Here is a 26,011-nt window from a genome sequence, read left to right on the forward strand (position 1 = left end):
TGAAAAAAAGCTCCCAATATTGAGAGCTTAATTTTGTTAGCGTAGTTTAGACAGCCAATCGCCAACGGATTGTACAATTTGCACCATGATCAACAGCACAATCACCGTGAGGATCACGACACTGGTGTCAAAACGTTGATAACCATAAGAAATAGCAAGGTCGCCAATACCGCCTGCACCCACTGCACCAGCCATCGCTGTGGCACCAATTAAGCTAATCGTGGCTGTGGTTAAGTTTAAAATCAGTGAACTGCGTGCTTCAGGTAAAATAAACTTAAAGATGATTTGTAGCGGAGTTGCACCCATGGCTTGTGCAGATTCGATAATCCCTTCATTCACTTCAAGTAATGAAGTTTCCACCAAACGACCAATGTAAGGTCCAACATAAATGGTGAGCGGAACAATTGCAGCCCAAGTGCCAATCGATGTACCGACGATGAGTTTGGTTAAAGGTAAAACCGCAATCAGCAAAATAATAAAGGGCAGAGAGCGCAGGGCATTCACAATCGGGTTGAGGCTGTGATAAATCGCTTTATTTGGCAAAATACCATCAGGACGTGTGACCAATAAAATGATAGCTTGAATAAAGCCCCAAATACAGCCAAACAGCATTGCAAAAAACACCATATGAAATGTTTCTTGCAAAGCGGTAATAAACTGATCAATCGATAAAGAGCTTTTCCAAAAAGGTGCTGTGATTTGAGTTAACCACTGGACAATTAAATCTCTCATGCCAGCTCTCCTGATTGTTCAACAGCCACACCATGTTGTTTTAAAAACTCAACTGCTTCAGCGATCAGGCTTTCATCGCCCAAGAGCTGAACAAACATTTGTCCAATCACATTGCCATCAATTTCAATCATGTTGGCAAATAGGATATTCAGACTAATATCAAACTGCTTAATTAAGTTTTGAATTACGGTTTCGTGGGCAGAGTTACCCAGAAATTGTAAGCGGTAAATACTATGATGATGCTTATGTTCGAGGTTATTCAGAAGCTTAATAGGTAGTTGTTGATGCAAAATCGTTTGAATAAAATTCTGTGTCGTTGCATGTTGTGGACGACTAAACAGGTCCACTGTTTTTCCAGTTTCAACCACTTTACCGAGTTCCATCACGGCTACATGTGAGCAGATGCTTTGGATCACATCCATTTCATGCGTCACCATGACGATGGTAATACCTTGCTCTTGATTGATTTTTTTGAGCAAGTCTAAAACTGACTTGGTGGTTTGTGGGTCTAGTGCAGAAGTCGCTTCGTCACAAAGTAATATTTTAGGATGGTTGGCAAGCGCACGTGCAATACCGACACGTTGTTTTTGACCACCCGAGAGCTCGTCTGGATAAGCTTCTTTTTTGTGTTTGAGATCAATAAACTCAAGTAGCTCATTCAAACGTTTTTCACGTTCAGCTTTGCTATAACCTAAAAGTTTCATTGGCATTTCAATATTGGCTGCAACGGTTTTGGTTTGCAGTAAATTAAAATGCTGGAAAATCATGCCAATATTTGCACGTTCTTGACGTAATGCTTTTGCATCTAATGCAGTAAAGTCTTTCTGATTGATAATTACTTGGCCTTCGGTTGGACGTTCAAGTAAATTGATCAAACGAATGAGGGTACTTTTACCTGCACCACTATAGCCAATAACGCCAAAAATACTACCTTCTGGAATATCCAAATTGATTTGGTCCAGTGCAAGAATGGTTTGGCCTTTCAGCTGATAGTGCTTTGAAATGTTTTTAAATTGAATCATATCGTCAAAAACTACACAAAAATGAAAAAACAGGCAAAGAGACTTTGCCTGTTTCGTTGATTTGATTATATTACTATTTAGCTTGAGTAAGGTAGCTTACTGGCTTGTTCACATCAATTTTTGTGCCGCCAAAATGTTCTTGAACATATTTGCCTACTGCAGCGACATGGTAAAGCTCACCAACTTTTTTCAGTACAGGGTCGTTTTGACGCGCTTCAGCCACAGCAAGAACGTTGACGTTCATTTTCGTGGTTTGGTCGATTGGCTCATAATAAATCGCATCTTTCAATACGTTTAGACCACCTTCCATTGCAAGGGTATTACCCAAAACAATTGCATCAACTTCGTCTTTCACACGTACAGCTGTTGCCATTTGAATTGGCTTGATGACGAGAGCTTTGTTGTTTTCAACAATGTCTTTCGAAGTGCCTTTCACGAAGTCAAAGTCATTTTTTAACTTCACTAGACCCGCAGATTGTAATAATAACAATGCACGTGATTCGTTCGCACCATCATTTGGAATTGCAATCGTAGCACCATTTTTAAATTCAGCCAGAGTTTTTACTTTGCTTGAATAGATGCCCATTGGCTCTAGGTAGGTCGTTGAAAGTGGAGCAATCTTCGCTGTGTTCGCTTCGTTATATGCTACAAGGTAAGCATAAGATTGGAATGCATTGACATCGACTTCATTGTTTGCAACAGCAGTGTTCATTGCAACATAGTCAGTGAAGTTTTTAATGTCTAGCTTTAAGCCAGCTGCTTTAGTTTCTGGCAAAGTTGCAATATAGCGCCAAATGTCTGCATCAGACCCAGTCGATGCGATGGTTACTGTTTGCTCAGCTGCTGCAGTATCCGTTTTAGCCGCATCTGCTACAGGTGCTTCAGGTTTGCTACAACCCGTTAAAACAACAGATAAACCCAGCGCAATTCCTAGAATTTTTTTCATTTTTTCTTCCCGAGTAAGCACCCAAACGAGGCTTAACTTAGCTGAACAATAGAGAGATCGATTGATTTTAAATCAGGTATTCCTGATTTGATGCATATGACTGTAATGTGAGTTTTGCAAGTGTGCAATTCGATATCAGTCGAATATGTACTTTCACTTTGGAAAAGATTAACTTTTTCAACTCACTAGAAACATCTTTGCTCAATCGTTAAATTTTGCACATCATATCAACAAAGTAATATTCGATATAGAGTATAAAAGTTCAATACTTATCTTATTTAAAGATTAGTAATTTGAATTTTGTTTATAATTTTATAATGAAAACAATATATTATTTTTAATTAATCTATTTAAAAAATAATAATTTGCATAAATTTTGTTCTTTATAAGATTTTATCTAAACTAAATACAAAAAATAGATATAACGAGTATAAAGTGCAAAAAGTATGTCTCAGAATACAGGATGAATATAGCTACATCTGTAGAACTTGATTTATATTCATACGGATATATTTAAAAAAATTCGCAGCGGTTTGCAATAAAAAAACCCGCATTTAGCGGGTTTTTACGGTATGAATGTTTTTAAGTATTTTCACGCGCAATCGCACGATAACCAATATCTGTACGGTATTGCATACCCGTAAATGTGACTTGACCACAAACCTCTAAAGCATTGACTTGCGCTTCAAGTACGGTATCACCAAGAGCTGTCACACATAAAACACGACCACCTGCAGTCAAGATGCGACCGTCGGCACTCATTGTAGTGCCCGCATGGAAGATTTTTGTGTTTTCAGGAGATTGACCAAGACCAGAGATGACGTCACCTTGACGAACGGTTTCTGGGTAACCTTCTGCTGCTAGGACAATACCAATTGATTTGCGTTCATCCCATTCAGCTTCTGCTGGAAGATTACCTGCAATACCAGCTTCAACCAGATCAACCAAAGAAGATTTTAAACGCATCATAATCGGCTGAGTTTCAGGGTCACCAAAACGACAGTTGAACTCGATCACTTTTGGTTGACCTTTGTCATCAATCATCAAGCCTGCATATAAGAAACCTGTATAAACGTGACCGTCTTTTTTTATACCTTCAACGGTAGGACGCATCACTTCATTCATGGTTTTTTCAAATACGTCTGCAGTCACCACAGGAGCAGGAGAGTAAGCACCCATACCACCCGTGTTTGGACCTTGGTCGCCTTCAAAAATACGCTTATGGTCTTGAGATGTTGCCATTGGTAAGATGTTGTCGCCATCAATCATACAAATGAAAGACGCTTCTTCACCAGCAAGGAATTCTTCGATCACAACACGAGAACCAGCATCACCAAACTTGTTGCCCGCCAACATGTCATCAATCGCATCAAAAGCTTCTTGATTAGTCATGGCTACAATTACGCCTTTACCCGCAGCAAGACCATCGGCCTTGATCACGATTGGCGCGCCATTTTTTTCAACAAATGCTTTCGCTGCATCGACTTCAGTAAATACATCGTAGAACGCAGTAGGAATGTTGTGGCGTTTTAAGAAGTGCTTAGCAAAGGCTTTTGAGCCTTCTAACTGGGCAGCAAATTGAGTTGGCCCCCAAATTTGAAGCTCTGCCGCGCGGCAAGCATCCACTACACCATTTACAAGCGGTGCTTCTGGACCCACAATAATCAAATCTACTGCATTATTTTTTGCAAAGTCGATAATTGCAGCATTGTCTAAAATGTTGAGTGCAACATTTTCACATTTGTTTTCTGTTGCAGTTCCTGCATTACCTGGTGCAACAAAAACTTTTGCAACTTTTTCATCTTGCGCGATTTTCCATGCCAACGCATGTTCACGACCGCCATTACCCAAAACTAAAATGTTCATCTTACTATCCTTTTTTAATCCCTCCCAACCTCCCTTTGAAAAGGGAGGGGCATCACGAATTTAAAGAGTCCTTTAATTCATGACAAGTCCCCCTTTAAAAAGGGGGATTTAGGGGGATTTTTGAATATGAATTATTGTAAATTAATGACGGAAGTGGCGCATGCCCGTGAAGACCATTGCAATACCTGCTTCATCTGCAGCAGCAATGGTTTCTTCGTCACGCATAGAACCGCCTGGTTGGATAATACATTTAATGCCTGCTTTCGCTGCATTATCAATACCATCGCGGAATGGGAAGAATGCATCAGATGCCATTACAGCACCTTCAACCACTAAGCCTGCGTGCTCCGCTTTAATCGCAGCAATACGCGCTGAGTTAACACGGCTCATTTGACCTGCGCCTACACCAATGGTTTGACGACCTTTAGCATAAACAATGGCATTTGATTTTACGTATTTCGCAACTTTCCATGCAAAGATCAAATCATCAATCTCAGCATCCGTTGGTGCGCGTTTCGTCACGACTTTTAAATCATCTTTGGTGATCATGCCTAAGTCTTGGTCTTGAACCAATAAACCGCCATTTACGCGTTTATAGTCAAGTTGTGGCGCACGTTCATCAAGTGCCGGTAATTCACCACAAACGAGAACACGAACATTTTTCTTCGCGCCAGTGACTTCAAGTACGCCTTCAGCAATGCTTGGTGCAATGATCACTTCCACAAACTGGCGGTCAACAATCGCTTGTGCAGTTGCAACATCTAATTCACGGTTGAATGCAATGATACCGCCAAAAGCTGATTCAGGATCTGTCGCATAAGCCAAGTCATATGCCGCTTGAATACCATCTAAAGACACAGCAACGCCACATGGGTTTGCGTGTTTAACGATGACACAAGCAGGTTTTGCAAATGATTTCACACATTCAAGTGCGGCATCTGTGTCTGCAATGTTGTTATAAGAAAGTTCTTTACCTTGAAGTTGTTTCGCTGTTGAAACAGATGCTTCAGTTGCTGTACTTTCTACATAGAATGCTGCTGACTGATGCGGGTTTTCACCATAACGCAAGTCTTGAGCTTTATTTAATTGTGTATTAAAGGTACGTGCGAACTTGTCTGCTTGACCTTCTTCTTTGCCTACGCGAGCGCCTAGGTAAGAAGCAATCATGCCATCATATTGTGCTGTATGTTCAAATGCTTTAACGGCTAAGTCAAAACGAGTTTCGTAAGACAAAGCACCATTTGCTTTTAGCTCAGCAATAACAGTGTCATAGTCTGTAGCATTGACCACAATACCGACAGAAGCATGGTTTTTCGCAGCAGCACGCACCATGGTTGGGCCGCCGATGTCGATATTTTCAATCGCATCTGCAAGTGAGCAGTTCGGTTTAGCGACAGTTGCAGCAAATGGATAAAGGTTCACAACCACAAGATCGATCGCATCAATATTGTGTTCAGCCATCACAGCTTCGTCTAGACCGCGACGAGCTAAGATACCACCATGAATTTTCGGGTGTAGCGTTTTTACACGACCATCCATCATTTCTGGGAAACCCGTATGCTCTGAAACTTCAACTACAGCGATATTGTTGTCTTTTAACAACTTATATGTACCGCCAGTAGATAAAATTTCTACCCCTAGAGCAACAAGGTTTTGAGCGAACTCTACAATGCCAGTTTTATCGGAAACAGAGATTAAAGCGCGTTTAATGGTCATGATCTTCGTCACAGTTATCAAGAATTAAAACAAAAAGTCAAAAATAGCAGGTAAAAAAAATGCCCGCGGAAGCCGCAAGCATTTTATCATTTATTCACTCATTAAACCGTGAGCTTTTAACTTTTTACGTAAAGTTCCACGGTTAAGTCCTAGAATCTCCGCAGCACGTGTTTGGTTACCGCGGGTATATTCTAAAACTACAGATAGAAGAGGTTTCTCCATTTCTGCCAGCACCATGTCGTAGACCTGAGATGGTTGCTCGCCTTGCAGTTGTGCAAAATAGTGGCGAACTGCGCGATCTACGTGAATACGAAGAGCGACATCAGACTGTGCAGTAAAAATAGGAGATTTGCTATTCATGCGAAGTAATCCGAAAAATCTAAATATCACTTGGGTAAAGTGACATATATAAAGTGGTCTAAAATTAAAATGAACTTCGTTTTAGATCCTAAAACGACTAGTTCTAAAACTGTACATTTAGCATGCCACAATATCGCTAAGTTGGTCGAAATATAAGCGTAACAATAGTTAAATATTTGTTACCGACCTTTTTTTAACAAAAAAATCTGCTCAATACGCGATATTTCGATAACGCGCATTTTTGCTGATGTTCTATTTGTATTAAAAGACTGAGGAGATTGCAGCACTAAGCTTTTGTGGCGCGTATCATACCATTGTCTAAGAAAAAGTGAGCAAGAAAACTGCATTTTTTTTCACTTTTTTTACATTTTTTTTAAATTTTAGGGCTGGACTATTTCTAAACTGTAATGATTGAAGCTTTTACGGCTAACTGGCAGGCTAAATTTGAATTTGAACGGACTATTTTTAGGAATTCGTTTGATTCCAACGAGACTATCAATCAAATATTCATTTGCATGTAGTTGATAGGTTGAATCGACTTCACCATCCACTTTTAAAATGACCTTAAGATCTGGTAGGGGAAGACTGGTGTCATGATAATTGATCAGTTCACCTGAAAATTGAGTTTTCTGTGCGTCTACACGTTTTACTTTTAATTTATTAATGCTGATCAGACTGTAACGTTCTTGTAGGCTGCTACAGTTCAGTACGAGACAAATTTTATTATAGGTTGCACCTAATGCGGGGCTGTTATTGAGGATATGTGGGTTAAACCATAAGTATTGGAAACACAATAAAGCCAATAAGCTGAAGTTAATCATACCCCAAAGCATATAGTACATCGGGCTTTTTTGCGGTTTCGCTGGATTGTTGTCTGCCAAATTCATGGCAGGATAGTTACCAATCGGGTCGGTACTAAAATAGTTTAAATTGTTTAAATAAGTTTTGAGGTCAATGTTGGAGTGCTCAACTTTCAGGTTGAAAATATCAAGCAAATTTGATGTCGACATTGAAAGTGCAGCAGATTGTGATAAATCAAAATGAATGCTGTCTATACGAGGAGAGGAAAATGCTGAATTTGAAGACATGCTCATGTCATTCTGATTCGACGATCTTTCCTCACCTGTGTCAAAAGTATGACCCGTGGTTAAATGCGAGAGCGCATTAAAGGTCATCGAACACTTTGGGCAACAAACCATACCTTGCGCAACAGTGAGTTGTGCAACACTTACTTTGTAGATGGTTAGGCATTTAGGGCAAGAGGTTTGTTTGTCGCTCATAGTGTATTAAGAGTTCATTTAAAGGGTGTGGCGTTTACCCGAGATTCGGCACCAGTTTTCATCACGTTTCTCGACCTCTAATATATCAAAAAACTCAGAATAAACACTAGAAACATCAGAAACTTGCTCTTCAATTACACCTGCAAGTGCGAACTCTCCCTCAGATTTGACCAAAGTTGCGAATTCTGGCGCTAACATCATAAGCGGGCCTGCCAAAATATTTGCAACAAAGACATCTGCTTTTTGGTCAGCCAGCTCTAAATTGAACTCGTCTGGTAAGCCGACATAAAGGTTCTCAGCCACGCCATTGAGTGCCGCATTTTGTTCAGTGGCTAAAATTGCTTGTGGATCAATATCTGTCGCATAGACTTTTTTTGCACCTAGGAGTAGAGCAGCAACCCCTAAAATACCTGAACCGCAACCATAGTCGATCACGATTTTATCTTTAACATCAGTTTTACCTAACCACTGCAGGCAAAGAAAAGTAGATGCATGGTTCCCCGTACCAAACGCTAAGCCTGGATCAAGTTTAATGTTCACTGCATCCGGTTCTGGTGCTTCCATCCATTCAGGAACGATCCAGTATTTGTCTGCAATTTGAATTGGTTCGTAGGCATCCATCCATGTGCGTTCCCATTCTTGGTCTTCAAGAAATTCGCTACGCATCGGTGCATCAGGCATTTGAGTGCGAATAAACGTTTCTAATGCATTGACATCAATTTCTTCGTCGTCTTCTTGCGCATAGATACCTGTCACAATGACTTTATTCCAAAGTGGCGTTTCACCTGGAAGTGGTTCAAGTAAGTCTTGGTTTTCTGCATCATCTAATGTGACACTGACTGCACCCAAAGATTCTAAAAGGGTTTCAGTAAAATCGACTTGCGCTTGATCAACCGTAATATGAATTTGTAACCACTTCACAGGAATAACCTAATATTTATGTATAAATAAATATTGTAGCGGAACAGGGGGCAGTTCGACAGCATTCCTCAAAATAAAAAAGGATGCCGAAGCATCCTTAGATCTACACCTGTTCTAGGCTTGTTCTGTACTGGTTTGAACCGATGGGGCAAAACGGTTGAGTAATGTCCCAAAGATGGCAGCAAAGATATACATAAAAATAGAATAGACCGCTGCAGGCATGGCAATGGTGGTACTGGCCATCACGGTGAGTGCAATGGTCATGGCAAGGGTGCTGTTATGAATGCCAATTTCAAAGGCACAAGCCCGTGCTTGAGCACTGTTGATCCCCAGTAGTCTCGGTACAAAATAACCAATCATTAAACTACAAATACAGAAAATGACGGTGGCTAAACCGACCTGAGTCAGATACTCCAGAATATGTGCGCGTTCTTTGGCTATTGCTCCAACAATGATTAAGACCAAAAATACAACAGAAAAAATACGCAATGGCTTATTCAGCTTCTTGGTAAAAGAAGGTGCATAGTGGCGAATCAACATACCAATACAGACGGGGATAAGAATAATCGAGAATACCTGCAAGATTTTACTAAACTGCATACTGACGTGTTGTCCATCCTGCATAAAGTACTGAATGGCAAAGTTGACAATTAGCGGCAAGGTAAACGCTGCAATAACGGAGTTAATTGCGGTTAAAGTAATATTGAGCGCAATATCACCTTTAAACAAATAGCTAAATAAGTTTGCAGTACTACCACCTGGAGAAGCTGCTAAGAGCATTAAGCCGACGGCAAGCAGTGGCGGTAAGTTGAGTACTTTGCAAATTACAAAGGCAATCCCAACAAGAAGTACCAACTGACAAAATAAAGCAACCAATACTGCTTTGGGATGTTTGCTGACGCGTGCAAAATCCTTCGGGGTTAACTCTAAGCCCAAACCAATCATGATGATGGCAAGAGCTAGGGGTAACATAATCGTTATAATTCCTGAATCCATAGGTGTATATTCTCCTTAAAATTATATAAATCATGACCGTGAAATTATTCAGCTGCGGTCTCTTTCTTCAAAAATAAACTGTCATTTCTTCGCGAGATTAATAGGCCCAATAACGCAGCAAATACAAACATGAAAATAGAATAAATACCGGCAGGAATAGCCATGGCGGTGTTGCCTAAGACTGACAGGGCAACCGTAATGGCAAGTGCGGTGTTGTGAATGGTGATCTCAAAAGAGCAGGTTAAGGCTTGTTTTTCTGGAATATTGGCAAGATGTGGCACAAAAAAACCAATAAACATGCTACAGAAGCAGAATAAGGCTACGGCAGGCCCAATCTCAAACACATATTCAACAAAATTATGTCGCTCTAAGTACAGTGCGAGAAAAAAGATAAAAAGAAGACAGCTTGCAGACAAAATACGCATTGGGCGGTTTAATTTGTCGGCAAGTTTTGGAAAGTAATAACGTAAAAACATGCCCATACTGACTGGAAGTAGAGTGATGAAAAATACCTTCATCATTTTCATGGCCGGCATGTCAACGGGTTGTGATGTTTGTAGAAAGTACATCAGTGAAAAATTAATAATAAAAGGAAGGGTCAGTGTTGAAATGATGGAGTTCGTGGCTGTAAGAGTAATGTTGAGCGCAACATCACCTTTAAATAAATAGGTCAATAGATTTGACGTTGGTCCGCCCGGTGAGGCTGCAACGAGCATCAAACCAATCGCGAAAATAGGCGCTAAATTTAAAAATTGACAAATCAGGAACGCAATGCCCACCAGCAGTACCAACTGTGAAAATAACGCGATGAAAATGACTTTGGGGTGTAGTGTGAGGCGATAAAAATCAGCTGGGCGTAGGTGTAAACCAAGACCCATCATCATTAATGCCAAAGTCAAAGGCAAAAAAACTGTAAACAATTCCGAATCCATGGAATACCTTTTTTATTCGTTTTTATCTTTTGTGTTTTTGAGTGTATACAGAATTCAATAATTTACAAGGTAGAAAAAAGGGCAAAAAATGGACTATTTTTTACCCTCAATACAACATGAACTTTAAGTTGTTTTGCTTACATTCTTGGTTTAGGTGCTACAAAACCAAGGGCACATTTGCCTTTGATTTCTTTACCTTCGATATTGATTGATGTCGCTTTTGAGTCGCCTTGGCAAATGCTGGCTAACTCAGCTTCATCACCATGAATATTGGCATTTTTTGAGCTTGGGAAAAATTGAGGTTCACAGGTACCATTCCAAATAATGCCTCGATAGGCAAAACTAACCGCTGTTCCTTGTGACTTACCTTTACAGACTTGTTGATAACGTTGACTATCATAGACCTTTTCAACTTTGTCGTTGGCTGATACAAAAGGCGAAAAAAATAAACCGCAGAGAATGGATGAAAAAAGAATCTTCTTATTCATAATGCTTACCTTTGGTTGTTGTATGATCAACTTATAGGATAAAAAATGATCAAATTAATACAAGGCTTTTCAGGTAACAAAACGCATCCTTTGTTGAGTTTTTGCTACTACTCTGCAAGTAAAATTACATAAACCTAGCGCTGGCGCAGTAAGCACAGCACCGTATATACAATAAATTCCACGGAATCTGTCAACTTACAATCGAAAATTTGCTATAATCTTTCGTTATCATTTTTTAATCTCCTTTACCACTATGCATTATCCTAAAGTTTACGATGTCATTGTTATCGGCGGCGGTCACGCAGGTACAGAAGCAGCATTGGCTGCGGCACGTATGGGGCGACAGACTTTACTCTTAACTCATAATATTGAGACTTTAGGGCAGATGAGCTGTAATCCAGCAATTGGTGGTATTGGTAAATCGCATTTGGTGCGTGAAATTGATGCCTTGGGCGGTGCAATGGCATTGGCTGCCGATAAAGGTGGTATTCAGTTCCGTATCCTAAACTCACGTAAAGGTGCAGCCGTTCGTGCAACACGTGCACAGGCAGACCGTATTCGCTATAAAGCCGCGATTCGTGACACTTTAGAAAACCAAGCAAATCTCGATATTTTCCAACAAGCCGCAGACGACCTGATTGTTGAGGGTGATACTGTAAAGGGCGTTGTAACTCAAACGGGTATTCGCTTTGATGCGAAAACAGTTGTACTCACCGCAGGGACGTTCTTGGGTGGTGTAATCCACGTTGGTCTTGAAAAATCAAGTGGCGGCCGTGCAGGTGATCCACCTTCAATTTCACTGGCACACCGTTTACGTGAATTGAATTTGCCAGTGGGTCGTTTAAAGACAGGTACGCCACCACGTATTGATGCGCGTTCGGTTGATTTTTCTGTGATGATTCCACAGCCGGGTGACTTCCCATCACCGACTATGTCATTCATGGGTGATGCATCTATGCACCCTGAACAAGTGAATTGTTATATTACCCATACCAATGAAAAAACCCATGACATCATCCGCGGCGGTTTAGACCGTTCACCGATGTACACTGGTGTTATTGAAGGTGTGGGGCCACGTTACTGCCCATCCATTGAAGACAAAATTCACCGTTTTGCAGATAAAGACTCACACCAAGTATTCTTAGAGCCTGAAGGTCTAGATACACATGAGCTTTATCCAAATGGTATTTCAACTTCACTTCCGTTTGATGTGCAGTTTGAGCTGGTTCGTTCAATTCGCGGGATGGAAAATGCGCACATTTTACGTCCGGGCTATGCTATCGAGTACGATTATTTCAACCCGCAAGCATTGAAGTTTACTTTAGAAACCAAAGCCATTAATAACTTGTACTTTGCTGGTCAAATTAATGGTACGACAGGTTATGAAGAGGCAGGTGCACAAGGCTTGCTTGCAGGCTTAAACGCTGCGCGTCGTGCGTGGGATCAAGAGCAATGGACACCAAAACGTGATGAAGCCTATATGGGTGTATTGGTAGATGACTTGATTACGCTCGGTACGAAAGAACCGTACCGTATGTTTACTTCACGTGCCGAATATCGTTTGATGCTACGTGAAGACAATGCGGATCAACGTTTAACGCCAGTGGGTCGTGAAATGGGCTTGGTGGATGATGTGCGTTGGGCAGCTTACTGTGAAAAAATGGAAGCCGTTGAACAAGAAACTGGTCGCTTACAACACCTTTGGGCTGCACCAAATAACCCGATGGGTAAAAAGTTTGTCGAAATGACAGGTGCGGATTTATCGAAAGAGTGTTCTGCGATTGATTTGTTAAAACGTCCGAATATTTCATTTGCTCAAATTGCGGAACTCACAGGTTCAGAAGTGTCTGCACAAGTGGGCGATCAAATTGAAATCGCGGTGAAATATGCAGGTTATATTAACCGTCAGCATGAAGACGTTGCGCAAATGAAGCGTTTGGAAGAAACTAAAATTCCAGCCGATTTTAATTATGATGTGGTTTCAGGTTTATCTCGTGAAATTACTTTAAAATTGAAAGATGTACGTCCTGAGACATTGGCTCAAGCAAATCGTATTCCGGGGGTAACACCTGCAGCAGTGCAATTGATCATGATTACGATCCGTAAAAATACACAAGCGAAAAAATCTGCTTAATCTTTGAAAGTTATTGAAAAAGTCCGCTTTATGCGGGCTTTTTTTTTGGGTAAAATCTGCGCAGGGGTAATATACAATAAAAAATAAGGTGAATTATGTCATTACATTATAAAAGCGGAGAAGAGATTCGCGCGGGTGATGTGGTTATCTGGCTCAATCAAAGTGGTGAGTTTTATCAATTTGATCAAGCCATTATGAAAGTTTGGGAGGTTGCTAAAACCAATAATGGTGAGGTGGTTGGAGTGAATTTAATGCCACCACAAGCTGAATCTCCTATGCAGATGCTGAGAGCTTTAGTCCGACCCGAAGATCCTGAGCCATCTTCTGACATTGTGAAAATGCAAGATGTTCCGGGACTCTATACCATTACACGATGGTTTCTACCCTTGGAGCAAGTGTCTAAAAGTTTGGGATTGATTGAACGAATTGAGTATTTCTCTGAGCATGAAACTGGACATGGAGCGTTAATCCTTCAATTAATTAGAGGTAAAGCCGAGCAATATCGGGGTATTTATCAATATTATTTGGCAGATCAAGCCTACCAAGAGCGTGAGTTTCAGCTCTATATTGATTTCCTACGTCAATCCGCTCAGTCGGGTTATACCCCTGCGATGTGTCAGTTAGCACAGTAATTATTCATTGGTGGAATTTTACAAAAAAGTCTGGAAGGAAGTTTTAACTGGTATCGAGAAGCCGCATCCAAAATGGATAGCATTGCGCTATATCAGTTGGCGGGATGTTATGCACGAGGTCAAGGCACTGAACAAGATTTACAAAAAAGTTTGCAGCTCTTGGAGCAGTCCTCCGAACAGGGTTGTTGGGCAGCCACATTGGGGTTGGCGGCTAATTATCGTTTTGGTTGGTTAACCTGTTTCTTGGTAAATTCAGTTTATCCAAATTATGGTGTGGTGAGCGAACATGTGATTCACTCGGCACGAGCATTCTATTTGTATCATCGAATCTCATCACAAGCGCCTGAAACTGAAAAAGCTGTTTTAGCAAATGCTTATTATCATTTAGGCTGGATGTATCAAGATGGTATCGGGACAAAGCGAGACTACGAACAATGTGTCTATTGGTATCAAAAATCTGCTGATCTGGGTAATCCCGTTGCGATCAATAATTTAGCGGATAAGTATGAGCAAGGTTTAGGTGTACCGCTGGACCTAGATATGGCAATTGGACTGTATCAACAAGTAGTAGGTCAGGTCATAGCGGCAGATTTAAGTTTGGGCCGTATGTATTTAGAGGGGCGAGGTGTTGAGCAAGACTTCGAATTGGCTCGAAAACATTTAAATGTCGTACTGGATGCGCGTATCAGTGGGATAGATGAGATGCAGGCAGAAGCAATGCAATTAATCGCATCCTTTACCGAAGAAAGTCCACTGCAACAGGCTCAACATGTTCTCAAAAATGCACGGGACTACTCAATTGATCAGATTAATGAACAAATCCGAAAGATTGATTCATTTCTGCATATGGATGAAGCCAAACAACTATTCTTCAAACTATTTTTACTGAATGCCCAAAAAGGTGAGGCATCTTCACAATATCAAGTGGGATATTGGTATTTAAATGGCTTGTACACTGAGAAAAGTTTGGAAGAAGCCGTATATTGGATTCAAAAAGCGGCTGATCAGAAAGACCAACATGCGGAATGTAAAATTGGCTATTTGTATGAAAAAGGGCTCTATTTTAATGCCGATTTAGACGTTGCACAAAAATGGTATGAGCGCTCATTACGAAAACCTTGTACATCGTATACGCCTGAATATATCGGAGAGCAGTTGAATCCTGAATATTTAAAAATGTATGACAGAATCAATAATGAAGCACTCAAGGGATTGGTGCGTATTGAAGAAAAGCGGCCTAAACGTAGCAAGTGGCAATTTTGGAAGAAATAAAAGCGGATGATTTGTAACGATTACTGCCGAAAGGTTCTTGCAATCCATATTGGAAATGCAAGGGTCTAATCATAAGCCTGCTGACCATAAGGCTGGCTTTTTGTTTTGAAAGATAAACAAAGCAAAAGAGTTGTTTAAGATAAAAACAGATAAAAATAGCCAATCATGTTATTTCACAAAAGTATCGCCATATTTTAAATTGATTCTACGTTCTTAACATGAGGTCAACACTATGACGATGAAATCGATCCGTTTTAACAGTGGAGAGCTTGCATGCCAATGCTAGTTTGTATCAATCACCAAAAACAGCACACTTATCTTGGTTTAGGGGAGGCATTAAACCAAGATGAGCAATGAAAACGACAAACCCAAGCAATTCAAATATCTAATACCAAAAAGACTGTAAAGCCCCGAATACTTGGGGCTTTTTTTATTTTAGTCGGTGATGGTCTGATTAACTGCATCACGAACTTCTTTGGGTTCAATGTGGCTAATCTTATGACCAAAACTACGTAACCACCACACCAGTTGATTGGTAAAAGGGACGGTCGCATGAACCAAGATTTGCCCATTTCCAAGCGGTTCTAAAACCTGATTGGTACTGAGTTTGGTTTCTTCCAAATACAGCGCATCTATTTCATTCATGGTCAGGGTAAGTGCAACGGTTTCTGTAGGTTTTGAAAAATCTACACGGAAACCTAATGCACCTGATTCGATGTATTCATCGATATCAAAATTGACTGGGTGTAAGGCACGAGTGTTTAAAACCGTCGCTGATTTGAAACGGTGCAGTGCAAAGGTTTGAATATCAGTTTTGTCGTGGCGGGTACAAATCAGATAAATAATTGCACCTTTTTGAACCAGTGCCAGAGGGTTGAGGGTATAGGTTTTTGCTTCAGCCGCTTGGTTTAAGCCTTGATAAACGCATTCCAGCTGTTTGTCTTGGAGTAGTCCTTCATAGATGGCTTGTTGTGCTGTTTTCTCCACAATCGGGGGAATCAGCGGTTGTGTCGCAGGGACAATGCGTACGCGGTTAATCCATTGGCGCACATTATTTTGGGTAGAGAGGCTACGACGTGCTAAGTCAAACCATGGATTCATTTCTTCAATTAAGCTTGGAGGAAGAAGATGTTTAAGGTGTTCTTCAACCATCATAAACGTCACCGCTTGAGAGCTGGTCATGTGCGGTAAGCTTTGAATTGGAGCATCAGAACGCCAACGCCAACCTTGAGGCACAGCCCCATTGTTTTCAATCGGGAAGCGTTGAGAGATTTGGTTTAAATCACGTTGAATGGTTCGCAAAGTAATATCGATGCCTTCACGTTGTAAAATCTCTTGCAGCTCTCGAGTCCCCATCCATTTTCCAGTGGAAAGGCGAGACAAAATTTGCCATTGGCGATAGAGACTATTGGACGTTTCTTTTTCTTGTATAGACATAGTTTAATAAAATATAGGAGTCGAAATTACTTACTTGAATGTGAACACAATAAGAAAACTCATTCGTTTAAGCAAGCTTTGCTTGAAATTTTTCAGTTATATTTTTTGACACAACTTAATGCGAAATAGAATTGAAGCAATGCGTTTTTTATCGATTAATAAACAAAGCATCTTTAGAAATCCATGGCATAGATATTGCTACGTATGGGTTACATATCGATAACAATTGAGAGGTTTGTATGTTTAAAGAAGATAAAGATACAAATGTAAATACGATGTTGGACGGATATAAGCTTAACTCTCCTGTATTAAATCCGATTCACTCTCATGATCGTCTATCGAGCCAGTCTGCTGGATTGTTTCATCAAATGACCTCGAATTTCTTTAATGAAATGACAGATGACCAAGCGATGTCTGGTGAGGCTTGTACGCGTATTGAGCACTGGTTGTCACAGCATAGTGTAGAAGAACTCGAAGAACTGAACCAAATTGCCAAACAGCATTTTTTATATGAAGGTATTACGTTTACTGTATATGGTGAATCTGAGGGCATTGAGCGCACCATTCCTTATGATTTAATTCCACGTGTGATCGCCAAACAACAATGGAATAAAATCTCCCTTGGCTCTGCACAACGTGTGCGAGCTTTAAATCTATTTTTACATGATATTTACCATCAACAAGACATTCTCAAAGCGAAAATTATTCCAGAACTGCAAGTGTTGACGCATGAGGCTTATCAACCGCATATGTATGAGCACCGTTTAAAAGGTCAGATTTATAGCCAAATTAGTGGAATTGATATTATCCGTGATGGGCAGGGTGAGTTTTATGTACTCGAAGATAATTTAAGAACGCCATCGGGCGTATCTTATATGCTTGAAAGTCGTAAGATTAGTGAAAAACTTATGCCTGATTTGATGCAGAAGAACCATATTTTAGGCATAGAACAATACCCACAATTACTAAAAGAAATCTTGGCTGAAAATGCTTATGTCGATCAGCCTTTCATCGTGGTGTTGACACCGGGACGTTTTAATAGTGCCTATTATGAACATGCTTTTTTAGCCCGTGAAATGGATGTGCCTTTGGTGACATCACGCGATTTATTTGTAGAACATGATAAGGTCTATGTCAAAACCATTCGTGGCCGTCAACGAGTAGATGTAATTTACCGCCGTTTGGATGATGCATACCTTGACCCGCTGTGCTTTATGCCGAATAGCACTTTAGGTGTCGCAGGGTTGATGTCGGCTTATTTGAGTCATAACGTGGTTATTGCGAATGCACCAGGCACAGGGGTTGCGGATGATAAATCGATTTATCCTTATGTCGATAAAATGATTCAGTTTTATTTAGGTGAAAAACCTATCTTAAAAAATGTTCCGACATATCAATGCCGTAACAAGCAAGATTTGGCTTATGTACTGGAGAACCTTGAGCAGTTAGTGGTCAAAGAGGCGCAAGGTTCGGGTGGGTATGGTATGCTGATTGGACCGCAAGCCTGTAAAAGCCAAATTGAGCAATTTAGAGATAAGCTCATGGCGACGCCGCATTTATATATTGCCCAGCCCACATTAGAACTTTCTGTCAGTCCAACCATGACTGAATCGGGTGTGTCTGAGCGTCATATTGACCTTAGACCGTTTGTGCTCAGTTCACCGTATCGTACCGAAATTGTCCCTGGCGGTTTAACACGTGTTGCGATGAAAGAAGGTTCGTTGGTGGTCAACTCATCCCAAGGAGGAGGAATTAAAGACACTTGGGTCGTGGAAAACTTACATTCATAAAATAAACAAATATGAGGGTAGAACTATGATTTTATTAAGCACCAATGCTGAAAATATTTTTTGGTTAGGGCGTTATTTAACACGTACTCAATATTTGTGTGCTCAGTTTCCTTTTACCCAAGACCAGCCTGCAATGGATTATGCGCATGCATTTTGTTTGCCTGCTTTTGATGCGTGCTCACTGAATGAGCTGATTTTAAACCCAAACAACCCTGCTTCATTTAACCAGCAATTTCAAAGTGCTAAGAGTAATGTACAAGACTTGCGCGGGATTTTATCTGCAAAGGCCTACGCGGAACTGAATCAATTTATCAAAAATGCCACTGAAAACACCGCCTATATTTGTGATGTGGTTGGAGAGTGTCAGGATGTACTTGAGTCTGAAGCCAGTGATGTCTTTTTATTCTTTAGTTTGGGGCAAATGATTGAGCAGCTCGACCGTCAAATCCGCCTGAAACAAGATGCACAAAATACTTTAGTTGAAATAGAAAACATCGTTATGTTGTTAAAAGAAATGGGCTGGCTAAATTTGGCACAAGCTTGGCTAGAGCTCAAATCACAACCTGATGCGATGAGTTTTTATCATTTTAGTGATTATATTCAACAATTGTTTGAGGTTGATGTATGAAACTTATGATCAATCACCAAACGCATTATCAATATAGTGAATTGGCCCTGAACAGCATTCAATATATCAAAATGACACCCACGAATAATTCGCACCAAAAGGTATGTCACTGGCATGTGAGTGTGCCAGGAGAGCGTGAAGAAAAACGGGATGCCTTCCAAAATATTTGGATTACTAGTTCGCAACGTGAAGCCTATCAACAGCTGACCATAATGGCACAGGGCATTGTTGAAATTAATAGCTTGGCAGAACATGGTATACAAGATCGGCTGAATCCCAATTTATTTTTACAGCCGACGCTCAATACCCAGTGCAATGCTGAAATGAAGGCATTTGCACATCAGTATGTGCCTGAGTTGAATCGGGAAAATTTGATGAAACTGTCAGAAGCAGTTTTAGTGCATATTCCTTATGTACCTGCCGAAACTTCGGTGTTAACTTCGGCAATTGATGCATTCAATGGGCAACAAGGTGTATGTCAGGACCATAGTCATGTTTTTATTGCTATGTGCAAGCATCTGGGCTTACCGGTACGTTATGTATCGGGGTATTTGCATGTGCCTGAAACTTCACACCTCGCCAGTCACGCGTGGGCCGAGGTATATATTGATGATGCATGGTATTGTTTTGATACCAGTAATCAATTATTCAAACCACAGTCACATATCTATGTAGCTATTGGGCGCGATTATTGGGATGTGGCTCCCGTTCGTGGCGTACGTGAAAAAGGTGGGGTGGAATCGATGCATTCCATGGTACAAGTTTTAAGTTGTTAAGGTTTAGCTGAAAAAGGATGTTCTATGACCTATTGTTGTGCACTTCGTCTGCAAGATGGTTTGGTTTTTATAAGTGATACACGTACGAACGCAGGTGTAGACCATATATCCGTGTTTAGGAAACTGTATACCTTCGGTGTGGAGGGTGAACGCTTTATTGCGATTCAAACCTCAGGAAATTTAGCAACGACCCAAGCGGTGATTGGACATTTAAAAAATCATCTGGAGTTAAGCCAAGAACCGAATTTATATAGTGTCAATACCATGTTCGAAGCGGCTGAGTTGGTTGGACATACTTTGAAAAAAGTCTTGGCGGATATGGCGCCGGACACGCAGGAACAGAGTAATTACTACTGTAGCTTATTGGTCGGTGGACAAATTAAAGGGGCAGAAATGCAACTTTATAATATTTATCCGCAGGGGAATTTTATTTGTGCGACCAAAGATACGCCGTATTTTCAAATTGGTGAAAGTAAATATGGCAAGCCGATTCTAGATCGTGCATTACGGTATGACATGCCCTTAGACGAAGCGGTGAAGTGTAGTTTGATTTCTTTTGACTCAACTTTACGTTCCAATGTTTCTGTAGGTTTGCCTTTAGATGCTTTGGTGTATACAAGAGATAGTTTACATATTCCAGTGGGTAAGCGGATTGATGAAGAGGATCCGTATTTTTCAAGCATTAGCAAGCAATGGTCAGATACCTTAAGAAAAGGATTGCAAGAATTGGCAAAGCCGACGGATGACTATTTAGTATAAACGTGCTAAATGCTAAAAATAATGAAATCAATAAATTGGGGAAGTCTATGCAGCAAATTTGCTATGCAAGTACTTCAACTTTGGATCATGTACAGCTTCTTCAAGATGTTCGAGACATTTTAAAGGAAGCACGTGATTTTAATGCATTGCATAATATTTCAGGCATTCTTTATTATGCAGATCAGCATTATTTCCAGTGCTTAGAAGGGGGTGAAGAGGTTTTAGAATTATTAATGTCGAAATTATTGAAAGACCCTAGACATAAAGATATCAAAGTCTTTGAGGTGAAAACGATTAACGCGGCACATTTTAGAGCTTGGGGGATGAAGTATGTGCAACGTATGAGTAGCGTACATACCAAAATGCGTGAAATGGGTTTTGCAACATTTGAACCGCAGATCATGAGTCAACAACAAATTGATCAACTATTGCAAGACCTTTATGATGCCCAGTCTGATGAGAGTCTAGGTTGAAAAAAGCCCAAGTATAACTTGGGCTTTTTTGTTTAAATTTGCTTACGTGTAGGGCGATTGCTTAACCGACAAAGTAGCTCATAACCAATAGTTCCATTGGCTTCCGCAACATCGTCAACTAAGCGGTTTTTACCCCAGAGTTCAACCTTTGTACCGAGTTTGGCGTTTAAACCCGTCACATCGATCGCAATCATGTCCATTGCTACTCGGCCCACAACAGCTGCAGCCTGACCATTTATAGCAACATGGTTTTGTTTTGGAAATGCACGTGGGTAGCCATCTCCATAACCAATCGCAACAATCGCCAATTCAGTTTCTTGGTTCGCGACAAAATGCGAACCATAACCCACACCTTCACCTGCTTGAATGGTATTTAATGCAATAATTTCCGCCGTGAAGGTCATAACGGGCTTTAAGTCTAAGTCATGTGCATTTTTATCGGCAAAAGGGGATGCACCGTACAGCATGATACCGGGGCGGACAAAATCAAAATTAAGTTCTGGCCATTTAAATATAGCAGCTGAGTTACAACATGAGGCTAGGATGGGTGAACAGGCTTCTTTGATGTGTAGGAATTGCGCACGTTGCTGCTCATTGAGTGGGTGATCCGCATCGGCGTTGGCAAAGTGCATTGCTAGGACACATGTAAAGCCTTCTGCTTTCAATGTGTTGATGACAGCAATGATTTCAGCAATTTTAAAGCCTAAACGGTTCATACCGCTGTTGAGTTTGACCCACACTTTGAGCTTTTGTGCGATATATGCGGTTTTATGTGCGATCAACCAATCGACTTGCTGTTGCTGATGAATCACGCACTCGATATTTTGCTCAATGACGGTTTGCATTTCATCTGCTGAGAAAACACCTTCAATCAGGGTAATAGGCTGTTTAAAGCCGAGTGCACGAATCTCTAATGCTTCTTCTAAACAGGCGACGCCAAAGGCATCGGTTTCACTTAAGGCTGCTAAACAGTCTTTGACTCCGTGTCCATAAGCATTGGCTTTGACCATGCTGACGATTTTCGCGTTTGGGGCAAGTTGTTTGACACGGTTTAAATTATATTGCAGCGCTTGGCTATCAATATAAACTGTTGCTTGACGCACCCTAATTACTCCTACAGGGTCATGGAAGGGCGACGATGAGTTTTTAATTATTCCTCATCATCGTACTGAGCATAAAACTCAGGGGATAAGTTACTAAAGCGGGTATATTGGCCTTCAAAAGCAAGTCGAACGGTACCAATAGGGCCGTTACGTTGTTTACCAATAATAATTTCGGCAGTGCCTGCTTCTTTGGATTCTTTGTTATAGACTTCATCACGGTAAATAAACATGATCAAGTCGGCGTCCTGCTCGATTGCACCAGATTCACGTAAGTCTGACATCACGGGACGCTTGTTGGGACGGTTCTCGAGGGAACGGTTAAGCTGCGATAGTGCAATCACAGGACACATCATTTCTTTGGCAAGAGCTTTTAAGCTTCGTGAAATTTCCGAAATCTCACCGACACGGTTATCACCCATGCCTGGTACTTTCATTAGCTGTAAGTAATCGACCATGATGCAGCCGAGTTTACCATCGTGCTGTTTGGCAATACGACGTGCGCGAGCACGAACTTCTGTAGGTGGAAGAGCAGAGGAGTCGTCGATATAGAGCTTTTTCTCTTGCAGTTGCAAAATGGTGCCGGTCACTTTTGACCATTCATCACCATCGAGTTTACCTGAACGTAAATGTCCCTGATGGACTTTCCCGTAAGATGAAATTAAACGCATGGCGATGGAGTCGGCTGGCATCTCCATGGAGTAAACCAAGGCAGGTAAGTCATTATTAAACAGCACGCTTTCCACTAAATTCATGGCAAAAGTGGTTTTACCCATCGATGGACGCGCTGCAACAATAATCAAATCACCTGCTTGCATGCCCGAGGTTTTATTGTCGAGTTCAAGAAAGCCTGTAGTTAAGCCTGTAATGCTGCCTTCCATTTGCGACAGCTCATTAAGCTTATCAAATACATCAGCTACAACTGTATTGATGGCTTTAGGCCCTTGAGCTTTGGCATTGTTATTGTGTTGTTCAGCCAAAGAGAAAATATTAGTTTCGGCCAAATCTAAAATTTCACTGACGTTACGACCTTTGGTGTCATAGGCATTTTGTAAAATTTCAGAACTAACCTTGATCATGCTGCGCAAAGTCGAAAATTCTTTGATCTTGGTGGCATAAGTTTCCATGTTATAGAAACTAGACGGGGAGTCTGCCATCAATTGCATCAGGTACTCTTCACCACCAACTGCATCGAGTAGGTTTTGTGTAGTGAGCCAGTCATGCACTAAAACCGCATCATAGGGTGAGCTGTCTTTGGAGAGTTGTGCAATCGCGCGAAAAATATATTTATGGCGCGTCGCATAAAAGTCATTTTCAGTGAGTACATCGCCAACTTGTTCAAAGGATTCAGCAACCGTCATTAAAGCGGCAAGTACGGCTTGTTCCAATGCTAAGTTATGCGGAGGTGTACGGAATTCTTTCAGTTGCCCTGACTCATTCGGTTTATTGTCTTGTTTCGATGAGCTCTTTTGAGCAGTGGCATTCGCCTGTGACATATAACGCCCTGATTTTTAATACAGTAAGAGGGATAACTTAAGATAAATTTCACTGTAAATTTGGGAAAAAATACAGTCATTTAACTCTATGCACTTTATCAAAAAATGCAGCTGCTGTGTGCTGAATTCAAGGCTTATGGATAAAACCCATAATATTCAAATTTGGCATTTTGTGGGGCAGACTGATGAAGTTTTAAGCTGAGCAATGAAACTACTTTTTCATAGAGATAAAAAAAAGAGCATGCAAAAGCATGCTCTTTTTTTTGCAAGAAATTACTCAGATACGATAGTAACGAGAACTTCAGCAACAACATCATGGTGCAATTGGATTGCGATGTTGAATTCGCCAGTGTGACGAAGTGCACCGTTCGGTAAACGAACTTCTGCACGGTCAACTTCAAGACCAGCATTTGTTAACGCGTCAGCGATATCACGAGTACCGATAGAACCGAATAGTTTACCTTCGTCACCAGCTTTCGCAGTGATTACGATGTTAACTTCGTCTAATTGGCTAGCACGTGCTTGAGCAGCAGCTAAAACATCAGCTTCAGCTTTCTCAAGTTCAGCGCGACGAGCTTCAAAAGCAGCAGTGTTAGCTTCAGTAGCAGCTACTGCTTGACCTTGAGGGATAAGGTAGTTGCGGCCGTAACCAGCTTTAACTGAAACTTTATCGCCTAATTTACCAAGGTTTTTAATGCGTTGTAATAAGATAATATCCACAGCTCAACCTCACTTATGATTGTCAGTGTAAGGGATCAAAGACAAGTAGCGAGCTTGTTTAATAGCAAGCGCTAATTGACGTTGGTAACGAGCTTTAGTACCTGTAATACGGCTAGGAACAATCTTGCCGTTTTCAGTGATGTACTGTTTTAAAGTGTCGATATCTTTGTAGTCGATGTACGTAACGTTCTCAGCTGTAAAGCGGCAGAACTTGCGACGACGGTAAAAACGTGCCATTGATGTTCTCCTTATGCTTCAGCAGAGTCTTGAGCTTGTTGTGCTTCTTCACGTTGAGCTTTACGCGCACGTTTTTCTTCAGCACTCTTAGCCAATAGTGACTCTTCAGTGATAGCGTTCTCACGACGGATGATAAGGCTACGAATAATTGCATCGTTGTAACGGAACAATTCTTCTAACTCATCAAGAGTAGTTTGACCACACTCAACATTCATAAGAATGTAGTGAGCTTTGTGGATCTTGTTGATTGGGTAAGCCAATTGACGACGGCCCCAGTCTTCAAGACGGTGAATTTGACCTTCAGCTTCTTTGATGTGAGTTAGGTAGCGTTCTACCATACCAACGACTTGATCGCTTTGATCAGGGTGTACTAAAAGTACGATTTCGTAATGACGCATTGTCAGCTCCTTACGGTTTAAACAGCCCCTAACAAAAAGTTGTTAGAAGCAAGGAGTCACAACCTAGGTTGTGTCGCATTAGATGCGAAGGGGGAATTTTAGAGACTTTGCTCGCCAAATTCAAGAACTTCTCTTAAAAAGCCCTAATTATTTTGAGGTTTTGAGCGTAAAAGGAAGACAACATAGCCTTTAAAGTTCGTATCATTTTCAAGCTTTGGCGGTCTATGCCACTCACCGTATTGAACGATGCCAATTTTATAAGGCAGTTTCAGTGCTGAAACTTTTTTTAGATAAGCTGCATAGTTGGGTATGGTGGTTGAACCTTGATAAGTTTGAATGACCAACTCGTCGATGGTGTTATTCAGGAGGTTTAAAGTCTCCTGATTTGTGACATTGGTCCAGTCCATTAAGCCCGTGATACTGAGTTGATAGTGTTGAGGCAATTGTTTTCTTAATTGACTTAAAAATAGGGCATATTGGTGAATGTGTTTGGTTTTGGCATCGAAATCAATTTGTATGCCTTGAATATGATTCCCTGCATTTTCCCATTGCTGAACGCGTTTTAGAATGTGTGTAAGCTCTTGGCCATTCCAGTTTAAATGATAATTACGAAAAACCAGCCACACCTTTTGCTGAGGAATCGTTAAAACGCTTACACCTTGCGGTATGAGCTTAGAGTGATGTGTTTGGGAATCTAAACGGATCTCACCTTGTAAAACATAAATTTCTTTAGCCGCATTTAGATAAGGGGCAGATGAAATATTGCCCCAAATCCAAAATGCATCATAGTCTTCGGCATTTACCCGACTAGATGTTGAAGCTGACTGACTCGGCTGACAAGATATGATGCTCAGCATACAGATCAGCGTCATAACAACGGAAAAAATCTGCTTCAACATA

General features: G+C 40.9%; 26 protein-coding genes. 8 read left to right on the plus strand and 18 right to left on the minus strand.

Annotation, left to right across the window (positions count from 1 at the left end; all coding sequences use genetic code 11):
- Positions 1-36 precede the first annotated feature (36 nt).
- The 11 genes from ACFN7Z_RS05870 to ACFN7Z_RS05920 form a co-directional block, all read right to left on the minus strand.
- Positions 37-732, minus strand: a complete 696-nt coding sequence (locus ACFN7Z_RS05870; protein WP_004696373.1) for a methionine ABC transporter permease — start codon at positions 730-732, stop codon at positions 37-39.
- A complete protein-coding gene (locus ACFN7Z_RS05875) occupies positions 729-1,754 on the minus strand; it encodes a methionine ABC transporter ATP-binding protein (protein WP_010327054.1) in 1,026 nt (341 codons plus the stop codon). The genes ACFN7Z_RS05870 and ACFN7Z_RS05875 overlap by 4 nt, the downstream gene beginning before the upstream one ends.
- Before the next feature lie 73 nt (positions 1,755-1,827).
- Positions 1,828-2,700, minus strand: a complete 873-nt coding sequence (locus ACFN7Z_RS05880; RefSeq protein ID WP_010327053.1) for a MetQ/NlpA family ABC transporter substrate-binding protein — start codon at positions 2,698-2,700, stop codon at positions 1,828-1,830.
- Between the two features lie 582 nt (positions 2,701-3,282).
- Positions 3,283-4,566 carry a phosphoribosylamine--glycine ligase gene (purD, locus tag ACFN7Z_RS05885; protein ID WP_010327052.1) on the minus strand — a complete coding sequence of 428 codons (1,284 nt, stop codon included), beginning with the start codon at positions 4,564-4,566 and terminating at the stop codon, positions 3,283-3,285.
- Between the two features lie 141 nt (positions 4,567-4,707).
- On the minus strand, positions 4,708-6,282 hold the full coding sequence (gene purH / locus ACFN7Z_RS05890) for a bifunctional phosphoribosylaminoimidazolecarboxamide formyltransferase/IMP cyclohydrolase (protein WP_029575056.1): 1,575 nt from the start codon (positions 6,280-6,282) through the stop codon (positions 4,708-4,710).
- A gap of 90 nt (positions 6,283-6,372) precedes the next feature.
- Complete coding sequence (gene fis, locus ACFN7Z_RS05895) at positions 6,373-6,642, minus strand: DNA-binding transcriptional regulator Fis (RefSeq protein ID WP_001086304.1); 270 nt, start codon at positions 6,640-6,642, stop codon at positions 6,373-6,375.
- Between the two features lie 380 nt (positions 6,643-7,022).
- A complete protein-coding gene (locus ACFN7Z_RS05900; protein WP_010327050.1) occupies positions 7,023-7,922 on the minus strand; it encodes a DUF3426 domain-containing protein in 900 nt (299 codons plus the stop codon).
- A gap of 18 nt (positions 7,923-7,940) precedes the next feature.
- Positions 7,941-8,843, minus strand: coding sequence for a 50S ribosomal protein L11 methyltransferase (gene prmA / locus ACFN7Z_RS05905; RefSeq protein ID WP_004696394.1), 903 nt, complete (start codon positions 8,841-8,843; stop codon positions 7,941-7,943).
- Positions 8,844-8,957: 114 nt separating this feature from the next.
- Complete coding sequence (locus ACFN7Z_RS05910) at positions 8,958-9,839, minus strand: bile acid:sodium symporter family protein (RefSeq protein WP_010327049.1); 882 nt, start codon at positions 9,837-9,839, stop codon at positions 8,958-8,960.
- A gap of 44 nt (positions 9,840-9,883) precedes the next feature.
- Positions 9,884-10,771 carry a bile acid:sodium symporter family protein gene (locus ACFN7Z_RS05915; RefSeq protein WP_010327048.1) on the minus strand — a complete coding sequence of 296 codons (888 nt, stop codon included), beginning with the start codon at positions 10,769-10,771 and terminating at the stop codon, positions 9,884-9,886.
- Between the two features lie 137 nt (positions 10,772-10,908).
- Positions 10,909-11,259, minus strand: coding sequence for a hypothetical protein (locus ACFN7Z_RS05920; protein ID WP_004696401.1), 351 nt, complete (start codon positions 11,257-11,259; stop codon positions 10,909-10,911).
- Positions 11,260-11,512: 253 nt separating this feature from the next.
- Between ACFN7Z_RS05920 and mnmG the strand changes: the two genes are divergently transcribed.
- The 3 genes from mnmG (at position 11,513) to ACFN7Z_RS05935 (ending at position 15,297) form a co-directional block, all read left to right on the plus strand.
- Positions 11,513-13,393, plus strand: coding sequence for a tRNA uridine-5-carboxymethylaminomethyl(34) synthesis enzyme MnmG (gene mnmG, locus ACFN7Z_RS05925; protein WP_010327047.1), 1,881 nt, complete (start codon positions 11,513-11,515; stop codon positions 13,391-13,393).
- Between the two features lie 95 nt (positions 13,394-13,488).
- Complete coding sequence (locus ACFN7Z_RS05930) at positions 13,489-14,025, plus strand: hypothetical protein (protein ID WP_010327046.1); 537 nt, start codon at positions 13,489-13,491, stop codon at positions 14,023-14,025.
- Between the two features lie 72 nt (positions 14,026-14,097).
- Complete coding sequence (locus ACFN7Z_RS05935; RefSeq protein ID WP_010327045.1) at positions 14,098-15,297, plus strand: tetratricopeptide repeat protein; 1,200 nt, start codon at positions 14,098-14,100, stop codon at positions 15,295-15,297.
- Positions 15,298-15,732: 435 nt separating this feature from the next.
- Here the strand turns inward: ACFN7Z_RS05935 and ACFN7Z_RS05940 are convergent, their stop codons facing one another.
- Positions 15,733-16,734 (minus strand): YafY family protein, encoded by a 1,002-nt coding sequence (locus ACFN7Z_RS05940; protein ID WP_029575055.1) that lies wholly within the window; start codon positions 16,732-16,734, stop codon positions 15,733-15,735.
- 239 nt (positions 16,735-16,973) lie between these two features.
- On the opposite strand from ACFN7Z_RS05940, the gene ACFN7Z_RS05945 reads away from it, so the two are divergent.
- Genes ACFN7Z_RS05945 through ACFN7Z_RS05965 form a run of 5 tightly spaced genes read left to right on the plus strand, consistent with a single transcriptional unit; the run spans position 16,974 to position 21,160 of the window.
- The gene (locus ACFN7Z_RS05945; RefSeq protein WP_010327043.1) at positions 16,974-18,524 is read left to right on the plus strand and encodes a circularly permuted type 2 ATP-grasp protein; all 1,551 of its coding nucleotides are present in this window, start codon (positions 16,974-16,976) and stop codon (positions 18,522-18,524) included.
- Positions 18,525-18,549: 25 nt separating this feature from the next.
- Positions 18,550-19,152, plus strand: a complete 603-nt coding sequence (locus tag ACFN7Z_RS05950) for an alpha-E domain-containing protein (protein ID WP_010327042.1) — start codon at positions 18,550-18,552, stop codon at positions 19,150-19,152.
- The gene (locus tag ACFN7Z_RS05955) at positions 19,149-19,928 is read left to right on the plus strand and encodes a transglutaminase family protein (protein WP_010327041.1); all 780 of its coding nucleotides are present in this window, start codon (positions 19,149-19,151) and stop codon (positions 19,926-19,928) included. The genes ACFN7Z_RS05950 and ACFN7Z_RS05955 overlap by 4 nt, the downstream gene beginning before the upstream one ends.
- A gap of 24 nt (positions 19,929-19,952) precedes the next feature.
- The gene (locus ACFN7Z_RS05960; RefSeq protein ID WP_004696423.1) at positions 19,953-20,687 is read left to right on the plus strand and encodes a proteasome-type protease; all 735 of its coding nucleotides are present in this window, start codon (positions 19,953-19,955) and stop codon (positions 20,685-20,687) included.
- A 47-nt stretch (positions 20,688-20,734) separates the two neighbouring features.
- On the plus strand, positions 20,735-21,160 hold the full coding sequence (locus ACFN7Z_RS05965) for a BLUF domain-containing protein (protein ID WP_010327040.1): 426 nt from the start codon (positions 20,735-20,737) through the stop codon (positions 21,158-21,160).
- 32 nt (positions 21,161-21,192) lie between these two features.
- Here the strand turns inward: ACFN7Z_RS05965 and alr are convergent, their stop codons facing one another.
- From alr to ACFN7Z_RS05995, 6 genes are all read right to left on the minus strand, one after another.
- The gene (alr, locus tag ACFN7Z_RS05970; RefSeq protein WP_010327039.1) at positions 21,193-22,263 is read right to left on the minus strand and encodes an alanine racemase; all 1,071 of its coding nucleotides are present in this window, start codon (positions 22,261-22,263) and stop codon (positions 21,193-21,195) included.
- A 47-nt stretch (positions 22,264-22,310) separates the two neighbouring features.
- A complete protein-coding gene (dnaB, locus tag ACFN7Z_RS05975) occupies positions 22,311-23,756 on the minus strand; it encodes a replicative DNA helicase (protein ID WP_004696432.1) in 1,446 nt (481 codons plus the stop codon).
- Between the two features lie 273 nt (positions 23,757-24,029).
- Positions 24,030-24,476 carry a 50S ribosomal protein L9 gene (rplI, locus tag ACFN7Z_RS05980; protein ID WP_004696433.1) on the minus strand — a complete coding sequence of 149 codons (447 nt, stop codon included), beginning with the start codon at positions 24,474-24,476 and terminating at the stop codon, positions 24,030-24,032.
- 9 nt (positions 24,477-24,485) lie between these two features.
- Entirely contained in the window at positions 24,486-24,713 is a 228-nt protein-coding gene (gene rpsR / locus ACFN7Z_RS05985) for a 30S ribosomal protein S18 (protein ID WP_004278792.1), read from the minus strand.
- Positions 24,714-24,724: 11 nt separating this feature from the next.
- Complete coding sequence (gene rpsF, locus ACFN7Z_RS05990; protein ID WP_004696436.1) at positions 24,725-25,111, minus strand: 30S ribosomal protein S6; 387 nt, start codon at positions 25,109-25,111, stop codon at positions 24,725-24,727.
- 143 nt (positions 25,112-25,254) lie between these two features.
- Positions 25,255-26,010, minus strand: coding sequence for a DUF3142 domain-containing protein (locus tag ACFN7Z_RS05995; RefSeq protein WP_029575054.1), 756 nt, complete (start codon positions 26,008-26,010; stop codon positions 25,255-25,257).
- Position 26,011 lies beyond the last annotated feature (1 nt).

The sequence above is a fragment of the Acinetobacter sp. P1332 genome (assembly GCF_044057475.1).
Taxonomy (GTDB): Bacteria; Pseudomonadota; Gammaproteobacteria; order Pseudomonadales; family Moraxellaceae; genus Acinetobacter; species Acinetobacter johnsonii.